Source organism: Pseudomonas libanensis, from assembly GCF_001439685.1.
GTDB lineage: Bacteria > Pseudomonadota > Gammaproteobacteria > Pseudomonadales > Pseudomonadaceae > Aquipseudomonas > Aquipseudomonas libanensis.
The window spans coordinates 130,609-154,413 of sequence record NZ_JYLH01000007.1; the positions used below are offsets into that span (position 1 = coordinate 130,609).

Annotated in this window: 24 protein-coding genes; 11 read left to right on the forward strand and 13 right to left on the reverse strand. The window is 58.8% G+C overall.

The window, feature by feature from the left end:
• Positions 1-46: 46 nt before the first annotated feature.
• Entirely contained in the window at positions 47-856 is an 810-nt protein-coding gene (locus tag TU73_RS13055) for an AraC family transcriptional regulator (RefSeq protein WP_057012560.1), read from the reverse strand.
• Positions 857-1,043: 187 nt separating this feature from the next.
• Here TU73_RS13055 and TU73_RS13060 point away from each other — a divergent pair, with 187 nt between their 5' ends.
• Genes TU73_RS13060 through TU73_RS13080 form a run of 5 tightly spaced genes read left to right on the forward strand, consistent with a single transcriptional unit; the run spans position 1,044 to position 7,472 of the window.
• Entirely contained in the window at positions 1,044-2,669 is a 1,626-nt protein-coding gene (locus tag TU73_RS13060; protein ID WP_057012561.1) for an APC family permease, read from the forward strand.
• Between the two features lie 11 nt (positions 2,670-2,680).
• On the forward strand, positions 2,681-3,607 hold the full coding sequence (locus TU73_RS13065; RefSeq protein ID WP_057012562.1) for a 4-hydroxyproline epimerase: 927 nt from the start codon (positions 2,681-2,683) through the stop codon (positions 3,605-3,607).
• Positions 3,608-3,642: 35 nt separating this feature from the next.
• Positions 3,643-4,590, forward strand: coding sequence for a dihydrodipicolinate synthase family protein (locus tag TU73_RS13070; protein ID WP_057012563.1), 948 nt, complete (start codon positions 3,643-3,645; stop codon positions 4,588-4,590).
• Positions 4,591-4,650: 60 nt separating this feature from the next.
• A complete protein-coding gene (locus TU73_RS13075; protein ID WP_057012564.1) occupies positions 4,651-6,222 on the forward strand; it encodes an aldehyde dehydrogenase (NADP(+)) in 1,572 nt (523 codons plus the stop codon).
• Between the two features lie 2 nt (positions 6,223-6,224).
• Positions 6,225-7,472, forward strand: coding sequence for an NAD(P)/FAD-dependent oxidoreductase (locus TU73_RS13080; RefSeq protein ID WP_057012565.1), 1,248 nt, complete (start codon positions 6,225-6,227; stop codon positions 7,470-7,472).
• 39 nt (positions 7,473-7,511) lie between these two features.
• Here the strand turns inward: TU73_RS13080 and TU73_RS13085 are convergent, their stop codons facing one another.
• Together TU73_RS13085 and TU73_RS13090 are read right to left on the reverse strand one after the other, a co-directional pair.
• Positions 7,512-8,495 carry a GlxA family transcriptional regulator gene (locus TU73_RS13085; RefSeq protein ID WP_057012733.1) on the reverse strand — a complete coding sequence of 328 codons (984 nt, stop codon included), beginning with the start codon at positions 8,493-8,495 and terminating at the stop codon, positions 7,512-7,514.
• Positions 8,496-8,858: 363 nt separating this feature from the next.
• The gene (locus TU73_RS13090) at positions 8,859-9,467 is read right to left on the reverse strand and encodes a LysE family translocator (RefSeq protein ID WP_057012566.1); all 609 of its coding nucleotides are present in this window, start codon (positions 9,465-9,467) and stop codon (positions 8,859-8,861) included.
• Between the two features lie 314 nt (positions 9,468-9,781).
• Here TU73_RS13090 and TU73_RS13095 point away from each other — a divergent pair, with 314 nt between their 5' ends.
• The 3 genes from TU73_RS13095 (at position 9,782) to TU73_RS13105 (ending at position 10,982) form a co-directional block, all read left to right on the forward strand.
• Entirely contained in the window at positions 9,782-10,069 is a 288-nt protein-coding gene (locus TU73_RS13095) for a hypothetical protein (protein WP_057012567.1), read from the forward strand.
• Positions 10,070-10,194: 125 nt separating this feature from the next.
• Positions 10,195-10,461, forward strand: coding sequence for a hypothetical protein (locus TU73_RS13100; RefSeq protein WP_057012568.1), 267 nt, complete (start codon positions 10,195-10,197; stop codon positions 10,459-10,461).
• The gene (locus TU73_RS13105) at positions 10,449-10,982 is read left to right on the forward strand and encodes a hypothetical protein (RefSeq protein ID WP_057012569.1); all 534 of its coding nucleotides are present in this window, start codon (positions 10,449-10,451) and stop codon (positions 10,980-10,982) included. Before TU73_RS13100 ends, TU73_RS13105 begins: the two co-directional genes overlap by 13 nt.
• A 95-nt stretch (positions 10,983-11,077) precedes the next feature.
• On the opposite strand, the gene TU73_RS13110 is transcribed toward TU73_RS13105, so the two are convergent.
• Positions 11,078-11,803, reverse strand: coding sequence for an META and DUF4377 domain-containing protein (locus TU73_RS13110; RefSeq protein ID WP_231984792.1), 726 nt, complete (start codon positions 11,801-11,803; stop codon positions 11,078-11,080).
• A gap of 463 nt (positions 11,804-12,266) precedes the next feature.
• On the opposite strand from TU73_RS13110, the gene TU73_RS13115 reads away from it, so the two are divergent.
• Positions 12,267-12,476, forward strand: a complete 210-nt coding sequence (locus tag TU73_RS13115) for a hypothetical protein (protein WP_057012571.1) — start codon at positions 12,267-12,269, stop codon at positions 12,474-12,476.
• Positions 12,477-12,479: 3 nt separating this feature from the next.
• Here the strand turns inward: TU73_RS13115 and umuC are convergent, their stop codons facing one another.
• Both umuC and TU73_RS13125 read right to left on the reverse strand, forming a co-directional pair.
• On the reverse strand, positions 12,480-13,754 hold the full coding sequence (gene umuC, locus TU73_RS13120; protein ID WP_057012572.1) for a translesion error-prone DNA polymerase V subunit UmuC: 1,275 nt from the start codon (positions 13,752-13,754) through the stop codon (positions 12,480-12,482).
• A complete protein-coding gene (locus TU73_RS13125) occupies positions 13,747-14,172 on the reverse strand; it encodes a LexA family protein (protein ID WP_057012573.1) in 426 nt (141 codons plus the stop codon). The genes umuC and TU73_RS13125 overlap by 8 nt, the downstream gene beginning before the upstream one ends.
• A gap of 101 nt (positions 14,173-14,273) precedes the next feature.
• On the opposite strand from TU73_RS13125, the gene TU73_RS13130 reads away from it, so the two are divergent.
• Both TU73_RS13130 and TU73_RS13135 read left to right on the forward strand, forming a co-directional pair.
• The gene (locus TU73_RS13130) at positions 14,274-14,954 is read left to right on the forward strand and encodes an SOS response-associated peptidase family protein (RefSeq protein WP_057012574.1); all 681 of its coding nucleotides are present in this window, start codon (positions 14,274-14,276) and stop codon (positions 14,952-14,954) included.
• Positions 14,955-15,149: 195 nt separating this feature from the next.
• Positions 15,150-15,797, forward strand: a complete 648-nt coding sequence (locus TU73_RS13135; RefSeq protein ID WP_057012575.1) for a hypothetical protein — start codon at positions 15,150-15,152, stop codon at positions 15,795-15,797.
• A gap of 10 nt (positions 15,798-15,807) precedes the next feature.
• On the opposite strand, the gene TU73_RS13140 is transcribed toward TU73_RS13135, so the two are convergent.
• From TU73_RS13140 to TU73_RS13170, 7 genes are all read right to left on the reverse strand, one after another.
• Positions 15,808-16,314: a lysis system i-spanin subunit Rz gene (locus TU73_RS13140; RefSeq protein ID WP_057012576.1), complete on the reverse strand. Its 507-nt coding sequence runs from the start codon at positions 16,312-16,314 to the stop codon at positions 15,808-15,810.
• A complete protein-coding gene (locus TU73_RS13145; RefSeq protein ID WP_057012577.1) occupies positions 16,311-16,844 on the reverse strand; it encodes a glycoside hydrolase family 19 protein in 534 nt (177 codons plus the stop codon). Before TU73_RS13145 ends, TU73_RS13140 begins: the two co-directional genes overlap by 4 nt.
• Positions 16,845-16,894: 50 nt before the next feature.
• Positions 16,895-19,240, reverse strand: a complete 2,346-nt coding sequence (locus tag TU73_RS13150; protein ID WP_156421224.1) for a hypothetical protein — start codon at positions 19,238-19,240, stop codon at positions 16,895-16,897.
• A gap of 75 nt (positions 19,241-19,315) precedes the next feature.
• Complete coding sequence (locus tag TU73_RS13155) at positions 19,316-21,856, reverse strand: phage tail protein (RefSeq protein WP_057012579.1); 2,541 nt, start codon at positions 21,854-21,856, stop codon at positions 19,316-19,318.
• Positions 21,837-22,298, reverse strand: a complete 462-nt coding sequence (locus TU73_RS13160; protein WP_057012580.1) for a CHAP domain-containing protein — start codon at positions 22,296-22,298, stop codon at positions 21,837-21,839. The genes TU73_RS13155 and TU73_RS13160 overlap by 20 nt, the downstream gene beginning before the upstream one ends.
• Entirely contained in the window at positions 22,295-23,155 is an 861-nt protein-coding gene (locus tag TU73_RS13165; protein WP_057012581.1) for a DUF2163 domain-containing protein, read from the reverse strand. The genes TU73_RS13160 and TU73_RS13165 overlap by 4 nt, the downstream gene beginning before the upstream one ends.
• Complete coding sequence (locus tag TU73_RS13170; protein WP_057012582.1) at positions 23,152-23,802, reverse strand: DUF2460 domain-containing protein; 651 nt, start codon at positions 23,800-23,802, stop codon at positions 23,152-23,154. The genes TU73_RS13165 and TU73_RS13170 overlap by 4 nt, the downstream gene beginning before the upstream one ends.
• Between the last annotated feature and the right edge of the window lie 3 nt (positions 23,803-23,805).

Here is a 23,805-nt window from a genome sequence, read left to right on the forward strand (position 1 = left end):
CCCCGATGGCGGTGGATCAGATAAAAATATGCTGGCTGACACACTGCTATCGGGGGCAAGCCCCCTCCCACATTAGACTTTCATCTGGCCTACTGCCTTGCGTCGCTTGCCGGTACTGCCTCGGGGTGAACCCGGTCGAAGATTTGAACTGCCGGGTAAACGCGCTGTGGTCGGTGTACCCGCATTGCAGCGCCACCTCGGTAATCGGCAGGTCGGTGTGCAACAGCCGCCGGGCATGTTCCAGGCGCACTTTCTGGATCATTTGCCGCGGCGTGAGGTGGAAGACGCGTTTGCAGTAGCGTTCCAGTTGCGCCACGGAGATCCCTGCGATTCGGGTCAACTCACCGAGGGTCACGCGGCGGTTGAAGTGGGCGCGAATGTGTTCATCCACAGCCGCCAGGCGTTGATAGGCCGGGTGGGTTTCGCTGGCCGATTGCAGGTCGACCGAAATCCCGGCCAGGCCGATGATCGCGCCGAGATGGTTGTACAGCGGCCACTTGTGCGTGAGGCACCAGCCGGGTTCACGGGTGCCGTAGAGGTGCAATTCAAGCTGGTCTTCAAGCACCAGCCCCTGCTCAAGTACACGCCGGTCTTGCTCGGTATAGCCCGGCCCCAGCTGCGCGGGAAACACCTCGGCGCTGGTCTTGCCCAGCAGCGGTTGCAATTGCCGCAGGCCGCAGCGCTGCACCAGGGTGCGGTTGGCGAGCACGTAGCGGGCGTCGATGTCCTTGATAAAAATCGCGGCGTTGGGCAATACGTCGAGCATCGGCAGCAACTGCTCTACACCGCTCAATAGCTGTTCGATGCTGTGGGGTCGACTGCCTTGGAAAAGGTTCGCAAACGCGCTGTGCAACATGACTATCACTGCCCTTTTCATGCTTTTTAAACGAGCAGATTGCGCCATGCGCCAGGCACTGTCGAGCACGGCAAACTGTGCTGAATTCGTCATCCATCCCCACGCAAAACATCAATCGCTGCCATGTCGATGGGTTCACGATAGCGCCACTGCATGCCTATCCAATAACTCACAAGAAGGCGCCGCTATGTCAGGCCAAGGCAAGTTCAAGAAACAGCTGTCACTGATGGACCTCACCTTTATCGGGTTGGGGGCCATCTTCGGTTCGGGTTGGCTGTTCGCTGCCAGCCATGTGTCGGCCATCGCCGGCCCGGCGGGGATTTTTTCCTGGTTGCTGGGTGGTTTCGCCGTACTGCTGCTGGGCATCGTCTACTGCGAACTCGGCGCCGCCCTGCCCCGCGCCGGTGGCGTGGTGCGTTATCCGGTGTACTCCCATGGCCCGCTGCTGGGCTACCTGATGGGCTTTATCACGCTGATTGCGTTTTCCAGCCTGGTGGCGATTGAAGTGGTTGCCTCGCGCCAATACGCCGCGGCCTGGTTTCCCGAGCTGACCAAGGCCGGCTCCAGCGACCCGACCACCCTGGGCTGGCTGGTGCAGTTCGCCCTGTTGTGCCTGTTCTTTGTCCTCAACTACCGCAGCGTCAAGACGTTCGCCATCGCCAATAACCTGGTGAGCGTGTTCAAGTTCATCGTGCCGTTACTGGTGATCGGCGTGCTGTTCACTTTCTTCAAACCGGCGAATTTCCAGATGCACGGCTTTGCCCCATTCGGCCTCTCAGGCATCGAGATGGCGGTGTCGGCAGGCGGGGTGATCTTTGCCTACCTGGGGCTGACGCCGATCATTTCAGTGGCCAGCGAAGTCAAGAACCCGCAGCGCACCATTCCTATCGCGTTGATCCTCTCGGTGCTGCTGTCGACAGCCATCTATGTGCTGCTGCAAACCGCGTTTCTCGGCGGCGTGCCCACCGAAATGCTCGCCAATGGCTGGGCCGGGATCAGCAAGGAACTGGCCCTGCCCTATCGCGATATCGCCCTGGCCCTGGGCGTGGGCTGGCTGGCCTACCTGGTGGTGGCCGATGCGGTCATCTCCCCCAGCGGCTGCGGCAATATCTACATGAACGCAACGCCGCGCGTGGTGTATGGCTGGGCACAGACCGGGACCTTCTTCAAGATCTTCACGCGCATCGATGAAAAGTCCGGCATCCCGCGCCCGGCGCTGTGGCTGACCTTTGGCCTGTCGGTGTTCTGGACCCTGCCGTTCCCGTCCTGGGAAGCGCTGATCAACGTGGTGTCCGCGGCGCTGATCCTCAGTTACGCCGTGGCCCCGGTGACCGTCGCCGCGCTGCGCCGCAATGCGCCGGGCATGGCGCGCCCGTTCCGGGTCAAGGGCATGGCGGTGCTGGGCCCGCTGTCGTTCATCATCGCCGCACTGATTGTGTACTGGTCGGGCTGGAGCACGGTGTCCTGGCTGCTGGGCCTGCAAATCCTGATGTTTGTGCTGTACCTGCTGTGCGCACGCTGGGTGCCGACCGGGCACTTGAATCTCAAGCAACAAGTGCGCTCGTCGGCCTGGCTGATCGGCTTCTACGCCGTGATTATCCTGCTCTCCAAGCTCGGCAGCTTTGGCGGCATCGGTGTGATCAGCCACCCGTTTGACACTCTGGTCGTGGCGGCCTGTGCTCTAGCCATCTACTACTGGGGCGCCGCCACCGGCGTGCCGGCCCACCTGGTGCGCCTGGAACACGAAGACGACGAAAGCGAAGCCGTGAACGACGCGCCTTACAGCGCCCCACTGTCCCCGACTACCCACTGATGGAGCGTTCTATGAAACGGCTGCACGTGATCGACTCGCACACCGGCGGCGAACCTACGCGCCTGGTAATGAGCGGGTTCCCTGAGTTGCTCGGCGCCTCCATCGCCGAGCAACTGGATTACCTGCGCACCCACCACGATCAATGGCGCCGCGCCTGCCTGCTGGAGCCTCGGGGCAATGATGTATTGGTCGGCGCGCTGTACTGCGCGCCCGTCACGCCGGGCGCCACCTGCGGGGTGATCTTCTTCAACAACGCCGGCTACCTGGGCATGTGCGGCCACGGCACCCTCGGCCTGGTGGCGTCGCTGCATTACCTCGGGCTTGTCGCCCCGGGTGTGCACACCATCGACACGCCGGTGGGCCCGGTGGCGGCCACCCTGCACGAGGACGGCAACGTGACCCTGCGCAACGTGCCGGCTTACCGCTACCGCCAGCAGATAGCGGTGCAGGTGCCTGGGCATGGCACGGTGCTGGGCGACATTGCCTGGGGCGGCAACTGGTTCTTCCTGGTCTCGGACCACGGCCAGGCGTTGCAGATGGACAACGTGGAGGCCTTGACCGACTACACCTGGGCGATGCTCAAGGCCCTTGAGGCCCAGGGTATTCATGGCGCCGATGGCGCGCTGATCGACCATATCGAACTGTTCGCCGACGACGACCACGCCGACAGCCGCAACTTCGTCATGTGCCCCGGCAAAGCCTACGACCGCTCACCCTGCGGCACCGGCACCAGCGCCAAGCTCGCCTGCCTGGCCGCCGACGGCAAACTGGCCGCAGGAGACACCTGGGTACAAGCCAGCATCACCGGCAGCCAGTTCCAGGGCCACTATGAATGGGACGGCGAACGCGTGCGCCCCTTCATCACCGGCCGCGCGTACATGACTGCCGACAGCACCTTGCTGATCGACGAGCAGGACCCATTTGCCTGGGGCATCTGAGCCTTTTATTTATTGACCTGAATGGAGTTAGCACCATGAGCGACAACATCTTCACCGGCTGCATGCCCGCCCTGATGACCCCTTGCACCGCCGAGCGCCAGCCGGACTTCGACGCCCTGGTCGCCAAAGGCCGCGAACTGATCGATATCGGCATGAGCGCAGTGGTGTATTGCGGCTCTATGGGCGACTGGCCGCTGCTCACCGAGGCACAGCGCCAGGAAGGCGTGGCGCGCCTGGTCGCGGCCGGCGTGCCGACCATCGTCGGTACCGGCGCGGTGAACAGCCGCGAGGCGGTGGCCCACGCGGCCCATGCCGCCAAGGTCGGCGCCCATGGCTTGATGGTGATTCCCCGCGTGCTGTCCCGTGGGGCTTCGGTCACCGCGCAAAAGGCCCACTTCGCGGCGATCCTCAACGCTGCGCCCAACCTGCCGGCGGTGATCTACAACAGCCCCTACTACGGCTTCGCCACCCGCGCCGACCTGTTCTTCGAACTGCGCCGTGAGCATCCGAACCTGATCGGCTTCAAGGAGTTCGGCGGCGCTGCCGACCTGCGCTACGCCGCAGAAAACATCACCTCCCAGGACGATGACGTAACCCTGATGGTCGGCGTCGACACCCAGGTGGTGCACGGTTTCGTCAACTGCAACGCCACCGGCGCGATCACCGGTATCGGCAACGCGCTGCCACGGGAAGTCCTGCAGCTGGTGGCCCTGAGCAAAAAAGCCGCCAAGGGCGATGCCAAGGCCCGTCGCCAGGCCCGCGAGCTGGAAGCCGCGCTGGCGGTGCTGTCGTCGTTCGACGAAGGCTGCGACCTGGTGCTGTATTACAAGCACCTGATGGTGCTCAATGGTGACCAGGGGTACGCCCTGCACTTCAACGAAACCGATGTGCTCAGCGCTGCCCAGCGTCGGTACGCCGAGCAGCAATACGCGCTGTTCCGCCAGTGGTATGCCAACTGGTCGGCTGAACAGAACGTCGCTTGAATTTCTGTAGGAGCGAGCTTGCTCGCCCCTACAACACCCCTCTGTTTTCCAGGATGCCCCATGACTCTGACAGGCAAGATGCTGATCGGTCAGCAATCCCTTTGCGGCCATCGCGATGCGATTCGCGCCATTAATCCCGCCTCCGACACGCCACTGGAACCCGCCTACGCCGGCGGCGACGGCGAGCAGGTCGAACAGGCCTGCGCATTGGCATGGGCCGCGTTCGACACTTACCGCGAAACAACCTTGGCAGATCGCGCCAGGTTTCTTGAAACCATCGCCGACCATATCGAAGCCCTGGGCGATGAATTGATCGAACGCGCCAGCGCCGAAACCGGCCTGCCCCGCGCACGCATTCAAGGCGAACGCGGTCGTACCTGCGGGCAGTTGCGCGCCTTTGCCCGCACCGTGCGCCTGGGTGAATGGCTCGACGTGCGGATCGATACCGCGCAACCCCAGCGCCAACCGCTGCCTCGCGCCGACTTGCGCCAACGCCATATCGCCCTGGGCCCGGTCGCAGTGTTTGGCGCCAGCAACTTTCCCCTGGCCTTCTCCGTGGCGGGCGGCGATACCGCATCGGCACTGGCGGCCGGTTGCCCGGTGGTGGTCAAGGCCCACAGCGCCCACCCTGGCACCAGCGAGCTGGTGGGCCGCGCCATTGCGCAGGCGGTCAAACAGTGTGGTTTGCCCGAAGGTGTGTTTTCACTGCTCTATGGCGCGGGTAACGAGATGGGTATCGCCCTGGTGACCGACCCGCGCATCAAGGCCGTAGGCTTTACCGGTTCGCGCAGTGGCGGTATCGCGCTGTGCCAGGCCGCCCAGGCACGCCCGGAACCGATCCCGGTGTATGCGGAAATGAGTTCGATCAATCCGGTCTACCTGTTTGCTGCCGCGCTTGAAGCACGGGCTGAAGCATTGGCCGAAGGCTTTGTCGCGTCACTGACCCAAGGTGCCGGCCAGTTCTGCACCAACCCCGGCTTGGTAATCGCCGTGAAAGGTAGCGCCCTGGACCGCTTTATCAAGGTCGTCAGTGATCGGCTTGCACGTTGCCCTGCCCAGACCATGCTCACCCCGGGCATGTTCAGCGCCTACGAAACCGGCGTGAGTGCATTGGCCCAGCACGCCCAAGTCGCCGCCAAGGGCGTGGCGGCCGCCGGGCCAAACCAAGGCCAGGCCCACCTGTTCGTGAGCCAGGCCCAGGCATTCCTGAGCAACGAACACCTGCAAATCGAGGTCTTCGGCGCCGCCTCGCTGGTGGTGGAATGCCGCGATGTCGAGCAAGTGCGCCAGGTATCCGAACACCTGGAAGGTCAACTCACCGCGACCTTGCATATGGATGACCAGGACCTGCTACAGGCCCGCGCACTGCTGCCGGTACTGGAACGCAAGGCTGGGCGCCTGTTGGTCAATGGCTGGCCGACCGGCGTGGAAGTCTGCGATGCGATGGTGCATGGCGGGCCGTTCCCGGCGACCTCGGATGCGCGCAGCACCTCGGTGGGCACGGCGGCGATCCACAGGTTCCTGCGCCCAGTGTGCTATCAGGACTTCCCCGATACTTTGCTGCCCGATGCCCTCCAACAGGCCAACCCGCTGGGGCTGCGGCGCCTGCTTGACGGCCAGAGAGAGGCGTAGCCATGGCCGAGCCCAATCGAGCGGATATCGTGGTGGTCGGCGCCGGCATCATCGGCGTCGCCTGTGCCTTGCAGTTGGCACGCCAAGGCCGGCAGGTGCGGGTGATCGACGCGCAGGCGCCGGGCATGGGCGCCTCCTACGGCAACGCCGGTCATCTGGCGACGGAGCAGGTATTCCCCATCGCCGACCTGTCGATCCTCAAGCGCTTGCCGGCCATGCTCCTGGACCCCATGGGCCCGTTGCGGCTGGATTGGACCTACTTGCCCCATGCCCTACCCTGGTTTATCCGCCTGCTGCTGAACCTGCGACCGGCGAGCTACCAGCGCACCGTGGCCGGCCTGCGTGCCTTGAACGAAGGCAGCCTGGGTGCGTGGCAGCGTTTGCTGCATTCCATTGGGCAAACGCAACTGCTGCGCGAAGATGGCTCGCTGCTGGTGTTTGAGCGCGCCGAATCCCGCGTCGCCCTGGATGCGTTGCAGCAACGCATGCAACAGCAAGGCGTAGCCGTGGAATTCTGGAGCGACGAGGCGGTGCGCACGGCCGCGCCGCAATTGAGCGACGCCATACAAGGTGGTTTGTTCTTCCCCAGTACCGGGCATTTTCTCGACCCCTATACCGTGGTCGGCGAACTGGTGAATGCGGCCAAGGCCGAGGGTGTGCAGTTTCTCCAGCAGCGTGTTCTGGATGGACGCCTGGAAGACAGCGGTGTTTCACTGATGACCGATCAAGGCGTAGTGACGGCGCGCCAGGTGCTGATCGCCTGCGGCGCCCACTCGGCCAAACTCACTGCGGCCCTGACAGGCATACAGGTACCGCTGGACACCGAGCGCGGCTATCACCTGATGCTGCCCCACGAACACCAGCGCCTGCCCTTCGCCGTCACCTCGCTGGAGCGCAAGTTCATCATGACCCCCATGGCCGACGGCTTGCGCCTGGCTGGAACGGTCGAATTCGCCGGCCTCGACCGCCCGGCGAATATGCAACGGGCCTGGCAGCTGCACCGCTTGAGCCAGGGGCTGTTTCGCCACGACCTGAACGACAGTGACGCCACAGCGTGGATGGGCTTTCGGCCGTCCCTGCCCGACTCGCTGCCGATCATTGACCGGGTGTGCGAGGGTAAGGTGCTGCTTGCGTTTGGTCATCAGCATCTGGGGCTGACTCAGGCGGCGGTGACGGCTGAAAGGATCGGGCAACTGGCGGCAGGAGAGTCAGTGCCTGAGTTACAGTCCTATCGACTGGACCGTTTCTGAGACGACTGATCCCGAAACACAAGGGTGGGAGCTGTCCAGCTACTTGACCAACCGCTTCTCCTTGGAGGGGCGATAGCCGAAATACGCGCTGTAGCACTTGCTGAAATGACTAGGCGAGACAAACCCACACGCCACCAGCACGTCCACCTGTGACAACTCGGTGTGTTGCAACAGGCGGCGCGCTTCGGTGACGCGCAGCTCCATGTAGTAGCGCTGCGGCGTGGTGCCCAGTTGCTCCTTGAACAGGCGCTCCAATTGGCGACGGGAGCGGCCGGCGTATACGGCGAGCTGATCGAGTTCAAGCGGTTCTTCGAGGTTGGCGTCCATCAGCTTCACCACTTCGCGCAGGGGCGCGCTGACGCAGACGTTCTCGGTTGGCTTGATGCGGCGGTAGCGTGATTCTTCGAATGCCAGGATGTCCTCGATACCTTCGACCAGCGCCTTGCCGTGCAGGCTCTTGATCCAGTCCAGGGCCATGTGGAAGGCGCCGGAGGGGCTCGATGCGGTGAGGCGATCGCGGTCGATCACATAGGGCTCGCTGGTGACCTGGGCCCCCTTGGACACTTCCGCCAGCGCCGGGCGGTGTTCAGGGTGGATCGCGCAACGGTAGCCCTGCAACAGCCCGGCGCGACCGAGAAACCAGGAACCGTTCCACAAACCGGCAAGGCGAATGCCCGCCTCCGCAGCGCTGCGCAACAGTTGAATGAACGGTTCGCTGGCCTTGAGCTCGGTGCGAAAACCACCGCAGATGACCAGCAGGTCCAGATCCTGAAGTGCCGACAACTCCAGATTCGCATCGGGTCGGATCACCAGCCCAAGGTCGCTGATCACTTCACCCTCGCCCCAGCCGAAGGTGCGCGAGGCAAACAGCTCGGGGCGCAGCAGGTTGGCGGTCACAAGGGTGTCGAGGGTCTGGGTGAAGGCCGGCAGGGAGAAGTGTTCGAGCAGCAGGAAACCGACTTGGGTAACGGAGGTTGCTTGCTGGGTTTTGTCATTGAGGTAGCGCAGGTTCTTGCCTTGCATGCCACCGCTGAACTGGCGTCTTTCCATCGAGGGTTGGCCCACTCTTATTGTTGATGCAATGGGCGCTATCTTAGGGGCAAACGCTGTCACTGTCTCAATCGGCGTCCCTGATATTGATCAATCAAAGATGCTTCAAAAGCCGCAGCCCAGCTACTGCGGCATCATCTGATACGGTTTTTTCTCTGTCATCTGCACCTGTATTGAACGCCGTCCCAGGCGGACAATAGGCGCCATCTCGACATCCCTGTCGCTCCCCGCCCTTCGGAGGCCTTATGACCAAAATGGCAATTTTCCTGTTCGGCTTTTTGGTACTGACCATTGGTATCGGTTTGCTGGCGACTATTTCGCCGGTCTGAACCTGAATCAGCTCACGAAAAGCATCGGATACAACGACAACACCAGCAACCCAGCCATGGACCAATTGAACATCCGCAGCCAGCGCGGCTCGCGCAATACATTGCGCAGGCCGCTACCGCAACCGAGCCATACACACACGCTTGGCAGGTTGACCACGGCAAATACCACCGCAATCACCAGCACATTAGTGGCGTAACCCTCGGCCGGCGTATAGGTGGTGATTGCACCCAGCGCCATGATCCAGGCCTTGGGGTTTACCCACTGGAAAGCCGCCGCCCCCAGGAACGTCATCGGCTTGCCCTGTTCGTTATCACTATCCGACATCCCGCCAGCGGTAGCGATCTTCCACGCCAGGTACAGCAGGTAGGTGGCGCCAACATAGCGCAGCAGCGTGTACGCCCATGGGAACAGCTTGAACACTTCCCCTAGACCCAATCCGGCGCAGATCACCAGCAACATGAACCCTATGCTGACACCCAAGGCGTGAGGGATCGAGCGACGAAACCCGAAGTTCACTCCCGAGGCCAGCAACATGGTGTTATTGGGGCCAGGGGTGATGGAAGACACGAAGGCAAAAAGCACGAAGGCTGACAACAGGCTGGTAGACATGAGCATGGGGCGCGGTATCCAAACGACAGTGATATGCCTGCGACGTTAGTGGGTTGCGGCGCCCATCGGCCCATACAGCTGGAGACAGATCGAGGCGTACACTTTGGCGGTCTACATCACTCACACCGACGCAGGTCACGTTTCACAACCCTTTCACAGACCAGCATTTATGGTGGCCTCAGCTCCTTAATCAGCTTCTCTTAGCCCGCGCCCCATCGCGGGCTTTTCTTTGCCTGTTATTTGCGCCAGGCTAAAAACATTAACCCCTGGATGAATATCATGCCGTACGCATCTATTCGTTTTAACCCAAACAGACCAGAGTGAACGCTTTGATAGAAGACCTTGAAGGCCCCAGGACCGCGCAACAGGAATTGTTCTATGACCTTGAAGACGCCAGCGCTGTTATCGGATGGTCGGTGGTTGAGCTGACGGCATTGGCCGCCGGCGGGCTCTCAGGTGACGCGGTTGCTTTAAGGAAGGTCTGCGCGTTACTCGCCGTTCAGCAGCAAAGACTTGAAGCCTATGCCAATGAAGTCAAAGCACAGAAAATCAACAGATCCGAAGCCAATGGCAAACATTTTCAGGGTGGTCGGCAAATGCTCGAGTGACAACCCCAACCGGGCTGGGACCCTTGCTCTAGACCTGTCACTCGTCGAAAATGCCTCAATGGTGTTGCCGGTTGCTTGACGGTATCCCGCTTAGATTTTTCACCCGTGGAGAAAGGAATTCCCAAGTGCCGTTTTCATTGGAAGAAAGAACCGCGCTGCTTGCGCTCAAAGGCGTTGGCCCTACCGTGATCGCACGGCTGGAGCAAATGGGTATTGACTCGATGGAGGTACTCGGAAAGTCGCAAGTGGGAGATATCCTGGCGCATGCTTCTGCCGCATTGAAGTCTACCTGCTGGAAGAACAGCCCTCAGGCCCGGGCGGCAATAGCGGCTGCGGTAGAGCTTGCGAAGGCTCAAGCGATAACACAGGAGAGTTTGATATGCGCCAACTGAAAAGCGACCACCCCGATCCAGTCAAGCCATCGCGCTGGGGCCTGCTCAAGGACGGAACATGGTTTGCCGCTTTCATAACGCTAGCCATCTACGCATTTACGGTTGTGGAAGACCGGGGCCAGTTGCGAAGCGACGCAAGACATTTAACCGACTCATTGACGCAGGCACGCAAAGACCTGGACGCTGCTCGCTTGGACAACAAGCAGTTGGCGGACTCTCTGCGAAAGGCTGAGGTAGAACTCGCCAAAAAAGAAGTTCGGTTCAACGAGACAGAAAAACAGCTGACTTCTGCGAGCCAGGCCGCGCTCAACTCCCAATCCGAAGCACAAGCCTACAAAGCCCTGGTGGCTGCAGACAAGCGCTGCGCGCCCTACAGGGACGAGATTGCACATCTGGAGAACAGCCTGGCGATGTCGGGCCTTGATGTGTATTCACCCAAAGGCGCTCGTCGCCAGGAGCTATTGAATAACCTCGAAAGAAGCAAAGACGCCTACGATGCATGCATGGGGCTCAAGCGTTAGCTCCCGCTGCGCACAGCCCGTTACGTTGCGGGACACTCGATAAACGCCGGCAATAAAACCCCGTAGACACCCACACCGACCTGCCCTGGCTCTCCCTACTTATCAGCTCCGCAAGCGTCCTGCTCGACCACCAGATCCAACACGTAGACCGTCGAAGGCGCATCGGCTGGCGGATTCTTCCATTCGTATTGCTTGACCCGCAATACATTGCGCACGCCATCACGATGCTCAAAGCCTTCGATAGACTGATACAGCGGGTGCCATGGGTCCTGGGGCGGAAGTTGCAGGCCAGTGTCGTCATAGCGGCGCTCGCGTACTTGCAAGCACTGATAGTCATGGATCATCGGGTGACTGCACTTGACAGTCTTGGGCGCCACTTCCAGGAACTTGACCTCGCCCTGGCTACCGTAGCGGGTCTCTGGAGTGGCTTCACCCTGTAGCTTGAGCACCGAGCCGTCCACTGTAATCAGTTGCAGCATCGGTTCGGTGTTATCGCCAGTGATGACGGCGCGCAGATCACCCTTGAACAGTCGGCCTACCTGGGCGTCAAGGTCCATCAGGCTCTTATCGCAGGCCATAAGCGTAGAGGCCAGTGGCTGTACCTTCAAAACCCCTCCCTGATAGTGATAGCCGCCGAACTGGCCATTGCAGCCACCGCTGATGTTCAGGTTTTTCTCACCAAAGGAAACGCGCAGCTTGCGTTCGACACCTTTGTTCAAAGCAACGAGAGGTTTGCCCGAAGCATCAGTCGCCGAGACCAGGTTCCAGTAGTAAGCGGATAAGGCTGGCTGGGCTATAGCCGCCGAGGTAGCGGTGGGCATGGAGGGTGACTCTTCAGGGCTTTTGGAGGTGGCGGCACAGCCTTGGATCAATGCAGCACAAACGGCCACGAGAAGAATGTTCTGTTTCATGGTTCACCCTGTCAGCTTTGATGATTACGAGCATTATCCTGCACAGGCAGGATAGACGCGCGGCTAAACCGGCATTTGAGGTCGCCCGATGAATTCATGGAAGCGACCGTCAAATCCCAGCCAATAAAAAACCCCGTAGAGGTTAATCTACGGGGTTTCTAAGAGTGGAGGCCGAGGTCGGAATCGAACCGGCGTAGGCGGATTTGCAATCCGCGGAATTTTTCTTATTTATCAGCAACTTAATTGGAAATAAATTCCGCAATACCACTTTATCTGCTGCGTTGTAACCCGCTAAATTCGTGGCAGTTTAGTCGGATTGCGGAATTGATTTCTGACCTAAACTGCTAAGCTCAACCTTTATCGAGGAAAGCCCATGCCCAACTCAGACATACTCCCAACCTTGCTTTCAAAGCTATACGAAAATCAACTCGCCTTGGAAGCCTCCATCATGGAGCTATCAAACTGGGTGGAGCAGCGTGGCTCCGCGGAAGTAGCAGAAAATATTCGCGGTGCCCTCCATGCCATCGACGATAACGAGGAATTCATCAAGCTGACTCTGGCGGTATTGATGAGTCCGGAATAACGGCTACTTGCAAGCTACAGCCCAAAGTTCGTCCAGCTTGGTGGTGTAACTCTGGCTCATCATCTCCCGACGCATACCCCACTCGGGATTGATGGGCACGCTAGCAGAACGAAGCGTTCCCCTTCCCCACCTCTCGTTGATCTGGTCAAGGACAGTCATAACCTGGGTAGCCTTGGTCGGCTGCGATATTGCAAAAAGATCATCGGTATATTCGCCTGGCTGGCACAGGTTGAGCAGCATTACCTCTGCCTTGCTGTATTTGAAACCTGGCCGGAAAATCCTGTCGAGCGCATCGACGGCGGCTTTCGTGAGCAGGCGCACGTCATCGGTGGGGTACGGCATATCGACTACCACACCGTTGGCATACTTCGCCTCCTCGGGGTTGAACATCCCGGTGCGGATGCAGACGCGGACCTTCTTACAAAGTGAGTTCTGGGCGCGCAGCTTTTCTGAGGCGCGCATCATGTAGGTGGCCACCGCCTCCTTGATCGGTGACAGCTCAGTCAGCCGCTTGCCGAACATCCGGCTGCAGCAGATTTCCTGCTTCGGCGGGTCGGGCTCGTCCAGCTCCAGGCACGACGTGCCGGCCAATTCACGCGCCGTCTTCTCGACCACTACGCTGAATTTTTTACGGAGCGTCCAAGGATCTGCCTTGGCCAGGTCCATCGCTGATTTTATGCCCATGGCGTCGAGGTGGAGTTTCATTTTGCGGCCTACGCCCCACACTTCGCAGACGTGAGTATTACGCAGCACCCAATCGCGCTTCACCGGATCGGTAATGTTCACCACGCCACCGGTCTGAGCTTGCAGTCGCTTTGCGGTGTGGTTGGCCAGCTTGGCCAAGGTCTTAGTGTTCGCTATTCCAACACCCACCGGTATGCCAGTGCAGCGCAACACCCGTGCCCGGATCTGTCGGCCCAAAGTATCCAACTCAGGAATACCCGATAGGTCAGCAAAGGCCTCATCGATACTATAAATCTCGACGGTAGGAACCATCGATTCGATTAGGGTCATTACTCGCTCGCTCATGTCGCCATAAAGCGCGTAGTTGGATGAGAAGGGAACGATGCCGTGCTGTTTGAGCTTGTGTTTGATTTGGAAATACGGCTCGCCCATCTTGATAAAAGGCTTGGCGTCATAACTCCGGGCAATGACGCAACCGTCGTTATTGCTCAATACCACGATGGGCACCTTTGCCAGATCCGGACGGAAGACACGCTCGCAACTTGCATAGAAGCTATTGCAGTCAATCAGTGCAAAGACTGGCGTGTCAGACATGGCTGCGCACCGTGCTGATGATCACGCCCCAAATCGATAGCTCGTCACCCTCCAAAACATACCTCGCTGGGTATTTCGGATTTTCTGACAGGAGAATCACCTCTTTCCCACGCTTGCACAGTCGCTTGCAGACGGGATCATTGTTTAAAAGTGCCACAACGACGTGCCCGTGGGCCGGCTCAATTGAACGATCCACAACAGCCAGATCTCCCTCGAAAATTCCCGCCCCTTGCATGCTTTCGCCAGTAATCGCGATCAGATAGACGTGCGGCGCCCTGATATTTAGAACCTCATCCAATGAGATATGCTGCTCAATGTGATCGGCCGCTGGTGATGGGAACCCAGCCGGTACACGAAATGAGCAGTAAGGCAGCTTCGTGCCGCCTTCGGATATAGGGCCTAAAATGGTAAAGCTCATGATGCAGCCTTCTACATATACTGTACGAATGTACAGTTAACTTTGCAGCCGGCTTGCGGTCAATTTTTCTGTCGGGGATTTCGACGGACGGAGACGTGCTTATGTGCGGGAGGCTTTCACAATACAGCGGCATCCACGACTTCGTTGCGGCGCTGAGTATGCCCAATGCTCTGGCGAACTCCGTAGGCGATCAGCCGCTAGAGCGCTACAACGTCGCACCGACAACCGCGGTTGCGCTGCTGCACCTGAAGGGCGATTTACTACACGCTGACCCGGTGCGCTGGGGATGGCGGCCATACTGGGCCAAGGATCGTGCGGCGCCAATCAATGCACGCGTGGAGAAAGTAGCGCTCAGCCCTTTCTTCCGGGCGATCTGGCCGCACCGGGCAATCACGCCCATCGATAACTGGTTTGAGTGGGTGGACGAAGGCGGACCAAAGAAGCAGCCCTACCTCATCCGCCGGCGAGATGGGGCGCCCGTGCTGTGCGCTGCCATTGGCCAACTGCCCGACAGCGAAGAAGGCCCAGGCGAGCATGACGGGTTCGTGATCATCACCGCCGACAGCGCCGGCGGTATGGTGGACATCCACGACCGGCGCCCCGTGGTGTTGACGCCGGACCTGGCCCGAGAATGGCTGGACCCGGCCACGCCTAAGGAGCGCGCCGAGCAGATGGTGCTGCACCAGGGCGACCCGGCCGAGGCCTTCGAATGGTTCAAGGTCGATACGGCCGTGGGCAATGTACGGAACAAAGGACCAAAGCTGATACAACGAAGCTCCTAGGTGGCCCTCCTAATTCAGGAGCCTCCAATCCATGCTGCAAGAAGGAGCATGAAAAATCGTATACAACGCGAACAACATGATAGATTCGCATAATTGTCACCTGGAGTAAGAAAGGCCCATTCTGTTCCGCCGAGGAACCCTGTGAGCCGAAAGCGAGGCGAGCCATTACATCTCATCGAATGGAAATAGACCAATATGGCAAATAATAAAATATGGAGTTCCATTACAATTTTTGAAACGGGGCTATCCGCTGCCGAGTGGGGATGGCGCATAATAACTTTAGTTTTCATTGGGGGTAGCGCCACCGGCTCCGCTCTAATCGCCAAAGCTGACCCTATCCTAAGCCAGTTCGGGCCAATTTACTGGATTGCCACAGGGATAGTTGTTGCGCTGGCCCTATCATTGATATTTTTCCTAATTAAGTCGGCAATGCTTAAGCAGTCAATAGCGGATCTTTACAAAGTTCAGCTAATGAAAAAAAGCGATGTAAATCCATTAGCCGAAAGTTTCACAAACCTGATAATCCATATTGAAGACCTAAAACTGCCCGGACAGCAACTCCATAAGAACAAACACTTTAAAGGATGCGTGTTCACTGGCCCTTCCACACTTGCGATTATCGGGGGCTTATATCGAGATAACTCTTTTAATAACTGCGGCGAAATAATCGCACTTCCTTCAAACATTTTCCTTTCAGGTGTAACGTTACTTCTCGACTGTACAGTCGAAAAATGTCAATTTCTTCAGCTAACTATTCTTGTCGATCAAGCCACTGGCAACGAGATGCTGGCGCATGGCGCTCCAGTTAGGGGAATCGAATCATCTAACCCCGAGCCAATATGATAACCAGGATTTATCGAGATACCTCTCTAACGTAAGCCTGGCACGCCCTTAGCGCAATCAATCCTTGGTCGCCGGCGTTGGTGATGCCGATAATTCGTTGAGCATGCGCTGGGTCAAGTTGGGCTCGACGGGCTGCATGAACCACGCCGACGGCGCTGGAGGTGGCAGGCACGCTGCAGCCACTGGCTGAATCCGTGGCGTCGAGAAGGACTGACAGCCGGAGTTCAGTAGTAGCAAGGCGATCACGGATAACAGCCTGCTTGCGTTGCTCATCGGATAATTCCTTTGTGTGTTGTTGGTCCTGGATAGCGAGTTTCTGCTCGATGACCAGGCGCTTGTCCTGCTCGGCGCGCGCCTGGGTGGTAGCGGCATTGCCGAGCGCGTCGAGGTCCGTCTGAAACTGCCCCGCTTGCTTGGCCAGCTTCCCGTCATACCGCCAGTCCTGCACCTGCCAGGCGGCGCCGAAGCTCACGGCCATGGCCAGCAGGACCACAGCCAACTTCTGCACCAGCGTCACGCCAGCACCTTCAGCGCCTTGCCATACAGCGCCTGACGGTCGGCCAGTCCGTTGGTACCACCGTTGATGCGCTTAGTGATCTTCAGCAAATCGCCCTGGTCTGCCAGGGTGTTCAGCCCGAGGGAGGACCAGAACCACGCCGCCGACATAGCTGCGTACTGCGGCTGCTCGAGCAGTGCGGGCTGATTGATCAGGTCCAGGCCAAGCGCCTCACCGCACGCTGCATAGTTCGCCCGGCCGGTAACCTGGATCAGGCCACGTCCACGGTATTTGAAGCCATCGCCATTTACCTTGTTGCCCAGGTCGAAACGGCCTTCGTACCCGGCCTGTTGCGGAGTGGGGCCCCACAACTCTTTCAGCCAGCGGAACTGCCCCGACTCATGCCCGACCTGAGCGATGAACGCGGCGGCTCGCAGTCGAGTGACGATCCCGTACTTTGTCATGGCCGTATTCAGTACAGGAACGAAAACGCCGGCTTGGCGGCCGGCGTTCGGGAGTATCTGCAGCAACTGCTGCTCTGTAATTGACATAGCTTTCTCCAGCCGTAAAAAAGCCCCGCATAAGCGGGGCAATATTGTTGTTAGCAAAGAATCAGGCGATCAGGATTCGCAGCGCCGTGGAGTTTCAATTCTCCATCTTCCCACCAGGTAGCGAAGTTCGATCCAAGCCCACCCGCTGCGCCAGCCTGCCGGGTGTCGATTGCGAACGGTTTGCCTTGGCTACACACAGCGGGTAGCGGCAGGAACCCGGTCACCACACAGCCTTTGGGAGATGCGCCAGGAACTGCGTTGCGTCGCTCCAGCACCACCGCACCTAAAGCAGATGTGCCGGTCTGTTTGGCATACACATTCGTAATCATCACGTAGTCAACGTCGGTCACCAGCACCACGGCATCACCGCAATCGCCATAGACCCCGTTAACTTCAACGTCAAAGCTGCCCACGCCGAACAAGTCAATTATTTGCCCGGTCACGTTGTCAGCAACGTTATCAATGAATTTATTCCGACCGTAGGAGCTGACTAACTCGTAGCAGTCCTCCGGCGCCCCGTTGGTCCAGCATTCCTGGATCGTCAAACCTGCAGACTCCCAGAACTCGCATACCTCGTTCCCTGCGGTATTGCCGCCTTGCAACTTCGAAAAGTAGCAACGAAGTACTGTCACATCACTGGTACGACGCCATTCAAAGAGGCGGCGATCTGCGACGTTCCCGTCAAACGAACAGTTTTCAAAAGTGCACTTATCGGCGCCATTGCCGTAAGCGGCTGTTTGCGTGACACCTGGCGTATAGCTGAAACGAACATTTTTGAAGTGACTACGCCGAATCATGTTGGGAAGCTGGCTGAGGATATTGCCACCAGGCTTCAAATAGTTGAGGTCGCCAATCCCCACAGCGCAACCGCCAATGATGGTGTCTTGGACCTGGACATAATCAATCGTCCATCCGTTGCCAACGTGCCAGTGGAAGTGCCGCGAAGTGAATGAGCAACGGTAAATTTCAACTATGAACTCGCCAGCTGCTGCCGCATAAAAAACACCATTGGTGTTAACGGCCTTTGCAGTACCGACGACGATACAGTCAGTCAACTTCACCCTCTTCGAAGTAAGTCCGGCTCCTACAAAGCAATAACTAGACATGCCTGAGACTTCGCAGCCATACAGCTCCAATGCACCCGCGCTGATGGTCGCCAACGTCTCATCACCGGTACCGCTAGCTCCGGCAAACTTGCATCGTTCAAATGTTATCGGTGTCCCAAAGGCGACCATATTGATCGCGGACGAACCGTTGGACGTACCGGACGCCTGCACGTTGTAAAATCGAACGTAGTAAGTAGCGGAAGGATCGTTGAATACGAACGCGGGCGTACCGCTGGCGAATGTCAGGTTTCTGTTTTTGATGATGTAAGGATCAAGCGCGGTACCCGTGCCGCCAGCTGCCAAAGCTTGCGCACTGGCAGCCGAAGTAATCGAGATTGCTGCCGAGTTGACGCGCGGGTCTGTGGTAACGCCCACTTTTGTCATATCAGCCGGCCCGAGCGTTACCCAAGGCTGACAGCCCGCTTTACGGCGAATAGCCTCAGCCTTGAACATCGCCTGCATTCTGAGTACTTCTGCAACCACCGGACTCCCAATTGACGTAAATACTTCGGCAGCGCTCGGTGTGAACGGCTTCTTATCCCGAACCCACCGCCCCACCGGCACGCCCGCTACTCCATAAACATTCTTGCCATCAGCTGGCGCTGTGCTGGATGCCCGCCAAGGCAGTAAGCCAGCAAACCCGTCCGATTCCGAAGTATTACCGGCCAGATAAACCACATCACCCTCATAGCGGCCCTTAACGGTACTGAGTTCGGCCGCTGTATGGATGAAACCAACAGCACGGCCAACCTTGCTGAACCCCGTATTTGCTGGATCGAGGTAGTCATAAAGCTCCTGACGCAATGCGTCATCACCGACAAATGAAAGCTTCAGTGCGTCTGTCGCCCAGGTGCCAGTCAGGGTCAAAGGCAAATCATCAGGATTTAGAACCCGGTAGCGACGATCCTCCCGCTGGACCAATTGGGTGATGCGCTCTATCACCACGCCCGCCCCGTAGGTCAAGAACGCGCTTTCATAACCAGAGTTTTTCAGAAGCTGATAGAACTCGTCCTCCATAGCAACCAACGAATCCGAGATCTTCCCCAATGCTGCATCAATCTCGCCCCGTACCTGCTCTACGGCCGTCGCCACGTCCAAGGTCGAGATATCCATGATCCTGGGCGCAACGTAGCCATAGCGGCTGATCTGAATGTCGATGCGATTAGTAGTTGAGTAGAAGAACACCCGGGCGTTGGCGTCAGCGAGAAACGGGTTGCTGAGCGGCATATTACCGGCAGAGTCTGAGAACAAGACGGCACGCTCCTGCGATCCATGAACGAACACGTCCACGCTTGCTCCAGGCAATAGGGCACCGTCTTCGGCCCGTGCGGCGAAGAACTGAATAGGCTGCATAGTTAATCTCTGTCAGGTTTTAAATGTAATCGCAGGAGCGAAATTGAGTTGGGAGCGGACGCTGCTCCACGTATCGAACGCGGCAGCGCGCAGGTAGTAAGTTGTGCCTGGCGCCAGGCCTGTGATCTGACCGGCGACTGAGGCGCCCTGATAGCCGATGGTGCCGGTGATAGTTGGATCAAACCCAGGCGAAGTGGCGTACACGAACATGTAGCCTGCGACGTCAGGCGCAACACTTGTGCTGCAGCTGACGTTGGCGGTCGTGCCACTAACCGTCGCACCGGTACCTGACACAGCGGGCGGCGCCGTGTTGACCACGACTAGGGCGGCGACTGGTGCGCTCCCCGCTGAATTGCGCTCAATGACCTCAACCCGGTAGCTACGGACCAAAGGACCGTCAACCAAGGCGTCTGCCAACTGGTAGGTGAACGTGGTGCTGGTGGTGGCCACCTCACGCAACAAAGCGTTCGTGCTGGCATTGCGGATCCTGATCAAGCGATCTGCTGCATGGGCCCCAGCGGACCAGCCAACGGTGAAATAAGGCGCCTCAAACGCTCCGACCAGCGCAAGCCCCTGCGCCACACCAGGGACAACCCGAGCCGGCAACAACGTGATGCTGTAGGGTGTTACGTCGGCCAGATCTTCAAGCGAGCGGCCAAACACGTTAAACGAGCGGAACTTGACCCAGACGGTGTGGCCGATCTGGTCCGCCGTGTAGCTGTACTTCCAAATAGCGTCATCCAGGCGCACGAATGACGCATCCACAGGGTGGTTTGCCACGGATGACCCCAAGCGGCCCCGGCGCAAGTACTGCAGGTTGTAAGCTCCTGGCCCCGTGAGGATCGCATCGCGGTAACTGATCAGTTCGCCGTCTATCCAGCACAGTGTTGCACCGCTATCTGCTTCAGCGGTTGTAGCGGCGGTCAACTGATCGGCGACCGAGAGTTGCACTGCCAAATTGTTGGTGGTGTCAGGATCACTACCAGGAGGCAACGGCGACGTTAGTCGTCCAATACGTGAGCGACCGTAGACACTCTGCACCATCCGATAACTGTCACCGTCGGCGCTGATCCAGACTTCACAGCCACCCCAAGCCTCACCGGCACCGGCGACCGCGCCCCAGACCTGCGTCTCCCCTGGTAGCAGCAGACTTTCTGGTGGGTTGAAAATAATCGGTGGCAGCACTGGACCTGGCGCCGCGTTCTGATTGCCCTGATAACCCGTCTTGCTTTGCACAGGATAATTCGGTGCGCTGCCCGTCCCCAGCAAGGCATCCTCAGCCACAACAGCCAACTTGCCGTCTTCATCTTCCTCAACAGAAATCAGCCGGACCAGGCGGCGATCAAGCTTCAACGCCGGCTCTGTGATCGTGACCAAATCCATCGGTTCCAGCAGCACATGCTGCCAACCGAGGGAAAATTGGTATTCATTGCGGATATACAATTTGCGTTGCACCAGCAGTTGCGCCGAGTGCGACGCAATGGCCGTGTTGCAGATCTCGTAAGCCTTGATGGTGTCCATCGGCTTAGAGCCAAACTGCTCGATAGCAGCTTGATCCGGTGCGCGTACTACATCGGTGTTGTACTCGTGATCGCGGTCGAGGATCTCCAGCGACACTTCGTTGTAGCTGTCGGCCTGGCTCTTGATCTTCAACTGAATCGGCGGCTCACCCTCCTCCGTCAAGAAGTCATCATCCGTGAGGTGTGCCACCGGAGTGACATTCGGGTACCAGGTCACTCCGTTGCCAGTGACCACCTGATCACCGAAGGGAATCACCTTCATTTTTCCAGCAGACCAAATCACCTCGCTGTTGGTCAGCTGCAACCAGCGCGTGATGGCTTCGCTACACGGGGCCTGCTCATCCAGCACGGGACTGAGCAACAAGTTCTCGGCCAGGCAGTAATCGCGATAACTGCTCAGGTCATCAATCCAACGAGGATCAAAACCTATGCCATCCAGCGGGTCCAGCAACAGCCCCGGCAGAAAGAGCCCAGGGTTAGCATCGGGCAAGCCAGGCACCTGATAAGGGCCGTCAACCTCAAAGGTATGGTTCTGCACGCCGGCGTTGTCATTGAGCAAGTAGCGCGCCGCATACACATACGATGTATCCGAATAGGCGATCGCCTCGGTCGGGTGATTAGTCTCCAGGTAACCCCAGACAGGCTGGTCTGCTGTGCCCGGCATGAAGCTCAAACCTATCTGAGCCAGTGCCGACTGCGTGACACCATCGACAACCTTATCGGCGAAGACTTCCTTGTCACGAAAGATCCGCCGCACCGAGCCGAGCTGGCCCCGGCCGATACCGAGGATGATTGCCGCATAGTAGGTATAGCTGGTGTCTTTCTGTGTGGCTCCGCCGCCGCCCTTGCCGCCAGTCTTGGTCTTGGTGGTTTTGGCAACCGCATCGAAGTCTGTGTAATAGATCAGGTTGGGACTGATCCGGTTACGTCCAGCAATCCAGGCGATGGGCTTGCCACTGGCACTGCTCTGGATCTGCAGCGCGTTGATGCGCGTTGCACTATTGGAAATTGAACTACCGCCACCTCCCCCCATCACTGCCTCCAAAACTGTTGAGTGTGTAATAACGCACCGGTCTGCTTGCCAAGCGCTCTTCGCGCATATCAGCCACTTCCACACCGATATCTAAAAAGGCGTGAATGACTCGGTGTTCATCGATAACGACTGCCCCATGACTGTAGGTGCGGCCGAACTTCCAGATGGCGACATCGCCGGGTTGCGGGGTTTCGACTTGCCGCCCGTACTCTTCCAGCCAGGCCAGATACAACTCTTTGCTGCGGTGCAAGTGCCAATCCTGGGCGTAAGACCCAGGATCAATCCAAGGTAAGAGGCCCAGCGAGTGATACACCTCGATCAACAGCCAGGCGCAATCCACGCCCACGCCCAGCAAGTGCTGACGGTGCTGATAAGGCGTCCTGAGCCAGCGCCTTGCCTCGGCGACCACGGCTTCGCGCTGCTGCAACTCCAATTCGGTCATACGGAAGTCTCCGCAACAGGGATAAACGGCATGCCACGATAACGCCCGCGATTGCCAAACTTGTTCGTGCAGGCGTCCAGCGTGCGGGGGCAACCGGGATAAATCAGGAACTGGTCCCCCGGTTGCGGCTCTGCCGGCAGACCAAGAATCACAGTGACTGAACCGTCAGCCGTCTGACGACGGACAGTGCGCGCAACGCCGGCATTGCCGCCGTTCACGAACCGGATCACCCCCTGGTCAAACCAACCGTTTTCGGCGCCGATATCGGTACGAATGCGTAGACCGCTAGCAGCCTCCAGCACCGAACCTGCAGTTTCGAACAGCGAGCGATTAACGCCGCAATCAGCGCTGTAAACCGTCCGCAGGCATCCAGGCTGATAGACCCCCTTAGGCACCTTGGTATCGAGCAGCTCCATCGGCGATTTAACCGAGAACGTCGCCTGCTCGCGATCAGCAGGATCAACCTCGGCAACCCGCCCAATGAAGCGCAACACGGTACCGACTACTGGAGCCGTCCAATCGGGCATAAACGCCCGGGCCAGGCTCAATGACGCGCCATCGAAACCACCACCGGCGATGAACGCCAGAATCGGTTCCCCCAGCAACGTGTCCTCGACGCCGGCGTAGAGGGTGACGCTCAAGGTGTCGACCTCCACCCCTCGAACCGTGCGGATGCCGGTACGTTTGAGCAGGGGGCCGGACGCGGAATAATTCGCGCCATCGGCGAACAATTGCACGCCGGCATCGGTGTAACGCAGCACCTGACCACTTGCCAGGGTAATGGTGTAAAGATCGGCCATCACAAAGCTTCGGGCCGTAGCCAGAAACTGTTTCAACTCAGGACTGACATCGATCATGGTTTGATGCTCGTGAAAGAGACGTTTTTCATCTCCCAGATCCGCCCGAACGGCTGGGCGCCGTCTAGCGAATCTGAGTCGTATGCACAGCGGAAAAAGAAGGCGCCTGTCCACTCCAAGGCCTGGCCGAGCCCGGGTGCCTGGGCGAACGTGACCTGGCCGAGAGCACTGACGCTGTAGGCCGTCACAGGCGCTCCGGCGATGGTCATCAGGTCAATGTTGACTACTCCGTAAACGGGTTCGACCCACCCTTCAATGGCCCGCGTCAGCTGAAACGTTCGGGTAACCCCGTCGCCGAAGCCAAAGCGGTGCTTGGTCACCTGGTGATCGGTCCTGTCGAAATACAGAAAGTCTCCGAACTGCCCTTTTCGGCGATTGAAGAACGCCACCAGCCGCGACCATTCATCAAGACCTGGACGTTTGCGCACCGCGTTGTAGTTGATCTGAAAGGTCCAGAACGGCGCCGGGTAATACGCTGTGGTACGACGTCGACCGCTGGCCGACGTCTGTACTCCCGTGCTCCACGCTGGAGACTTCTTGGCGAGGTACGTCTGCCCTGGCATGTAGGGCAACACGTCGTCCGCCATAACACCGCGATCCGGTAAACCGGCAATCCATCGCGCTGGAAAAAATGGCCCGAGCAGCATGAA

What these genes read in the sequence shown, in the direction of transcription:
- TU73_RS13090 (WP_057012566.1), bottom strand. Translation starts at nt 9,467, where the DNA reads ATGCTCATGTCTACCAGCCTGTTGTCAGCCTTCGTGCTTTTTGCCTTC.
- TU73_RS13130 (WP_057012574.1), top strand. Translation starts at nt 14,274, where the DNA reads ATGTGCGGGAGGCTTTCACAATACAGCGGCATCCACGACTTCGTTGCG.
- TU73_RS13055 (WP_057012560.1), bottom strand. Translation starts at nt 856, where the DNA reads ATGTTGCACAGCGCGTTTGCGAACCTTTTCCAAGGCAGTCGACCCCAC.
- umuC (WP_057012572.1), bottom strand. Translation starts at nt 13,754, where the DNA reads ATGTCTGACACGCCAGTCTTTGCACTGATTGACTGCAATAGCTTCTAT.
- TU73_RS13115 (WP_057012571.1), top strand. Translation starts at nt 12,267, where the DNA reads ATGCCCAACTCAGACATACTCCCAACCTTGCTTTCAAAGCTATACGAA.
- TU73_RS13165 (WP_057012581.1), bottom strand. Translation starts at nt 23,155, where the DNA reads ATGATCGATGTCAGTCCTGAGTTGAAACAGTTTCTGGCTACGGCCCGA.
- TU73_RS13145 (WP_057012577.1), bottom strand. Translation starts at nt 16,844, where the DNA reads ATGTCAATTACAGAGCAGCAGTTGCTGCAGATACTCCCGAACGCCGGC.
- TU73_RS13065 (WP_057012562.1), top strand. Translation starts at nt 2,681, where the DNA reads ATGAAACGGCTGCACGTGATCGACTCGCACACCGGCGGCGAACCTACG.
- TU73_RS13080 (WP_057012565.1), top strand. Translation starts at nt 6,225, where the DNA reads ATGGCCGAGCCCAATCGAGCGGATATCGTGGTGGTCGGCGCCGGCATC.
- TU73_RS13110 (WP_231984792.1), bottom strand. Translation starts at nt 11,803, where the DNA reads ATGCCCACCGCTACCTCGGCGGCTATAGCCCAGCCAGCCTTATCCGCT.
- TU73_RS13160 (WP_057012580.1), bottom strand. Translation starts at nt 22,298, where the DNA reads ATGACCGAATTGGAGTTGCAGCAGCGCGAAGCCGTGGTCGCCGAGGCA.
- TU73_RS13155 (WP_057012579.1), bottom strand. Translation starts at nt 21,856, where the DNA reads ATGGGGGGAGGTGGCGGTAGTTCAATTTCCAATAGTGCAACGCGCATC.
- TU73_RS13085 (WP_057012733.1), bottom strand. Translation starts at nt 8,495, where the DNA reads ATGCAAGGCAAGAACCTGCGCTACCTCAATGACAAAACCCAGCAAGCA.
- TU73_RS13135 (WP_057012575.1), top strand. Translation starts at nt 15,150, where the DNA reads ATGGCAAATAATAAAATATGGAGTTCCATTACAATTTTTGAAACGGGG.
- TU73_RS13170 (WP_057012582.1), bottom strand. Translation starts at nt 23,802, where the DNA reads ATGCTGCTCGGGCCATTTTTTCCAGCGCGATGGATTGCCGGTTTACCG.
- TU73_RS13060 (WP_057012561.1), top strand. Translation starts at nt 1,044, where the DNA reads ATGTCAGGCCAAGGCAAGTTCAAGAAACAGCTGTCACTGATGGACCTC.
- TU73_RS13105 (WP_057012569.1), top strand. Translation starts at nt 10,449, where the DNA reads ATGCGCCAACTGAAAAGCGACCACCCCGATCCAGTCAAGCCATCGCGC.
- TU73_RS13070 (WP_057012563.1), top strand. Translation starts at nt 3,643, where the DNA reads ATGAGCGACAACATCTTCACCGGCTGCATGCCCGCCCTGATGACCCCT.
- TU73_RS13125 (WP_057012573.1), bottom strand. Translation starts at nt 14,172, where the DNA reads ATGAGCTTTACCATTTTAGGCCCTATATCCGAAGGCGGCACGAAGCTG.
- TU73_RS13075 (WP_057012564.1), top strand. Translation starts at nt 4,651, where the DNA reads ATGACTCTGACAGGCAAGATGCTGATCGGTCAGCAATCCCTTTGCGGC.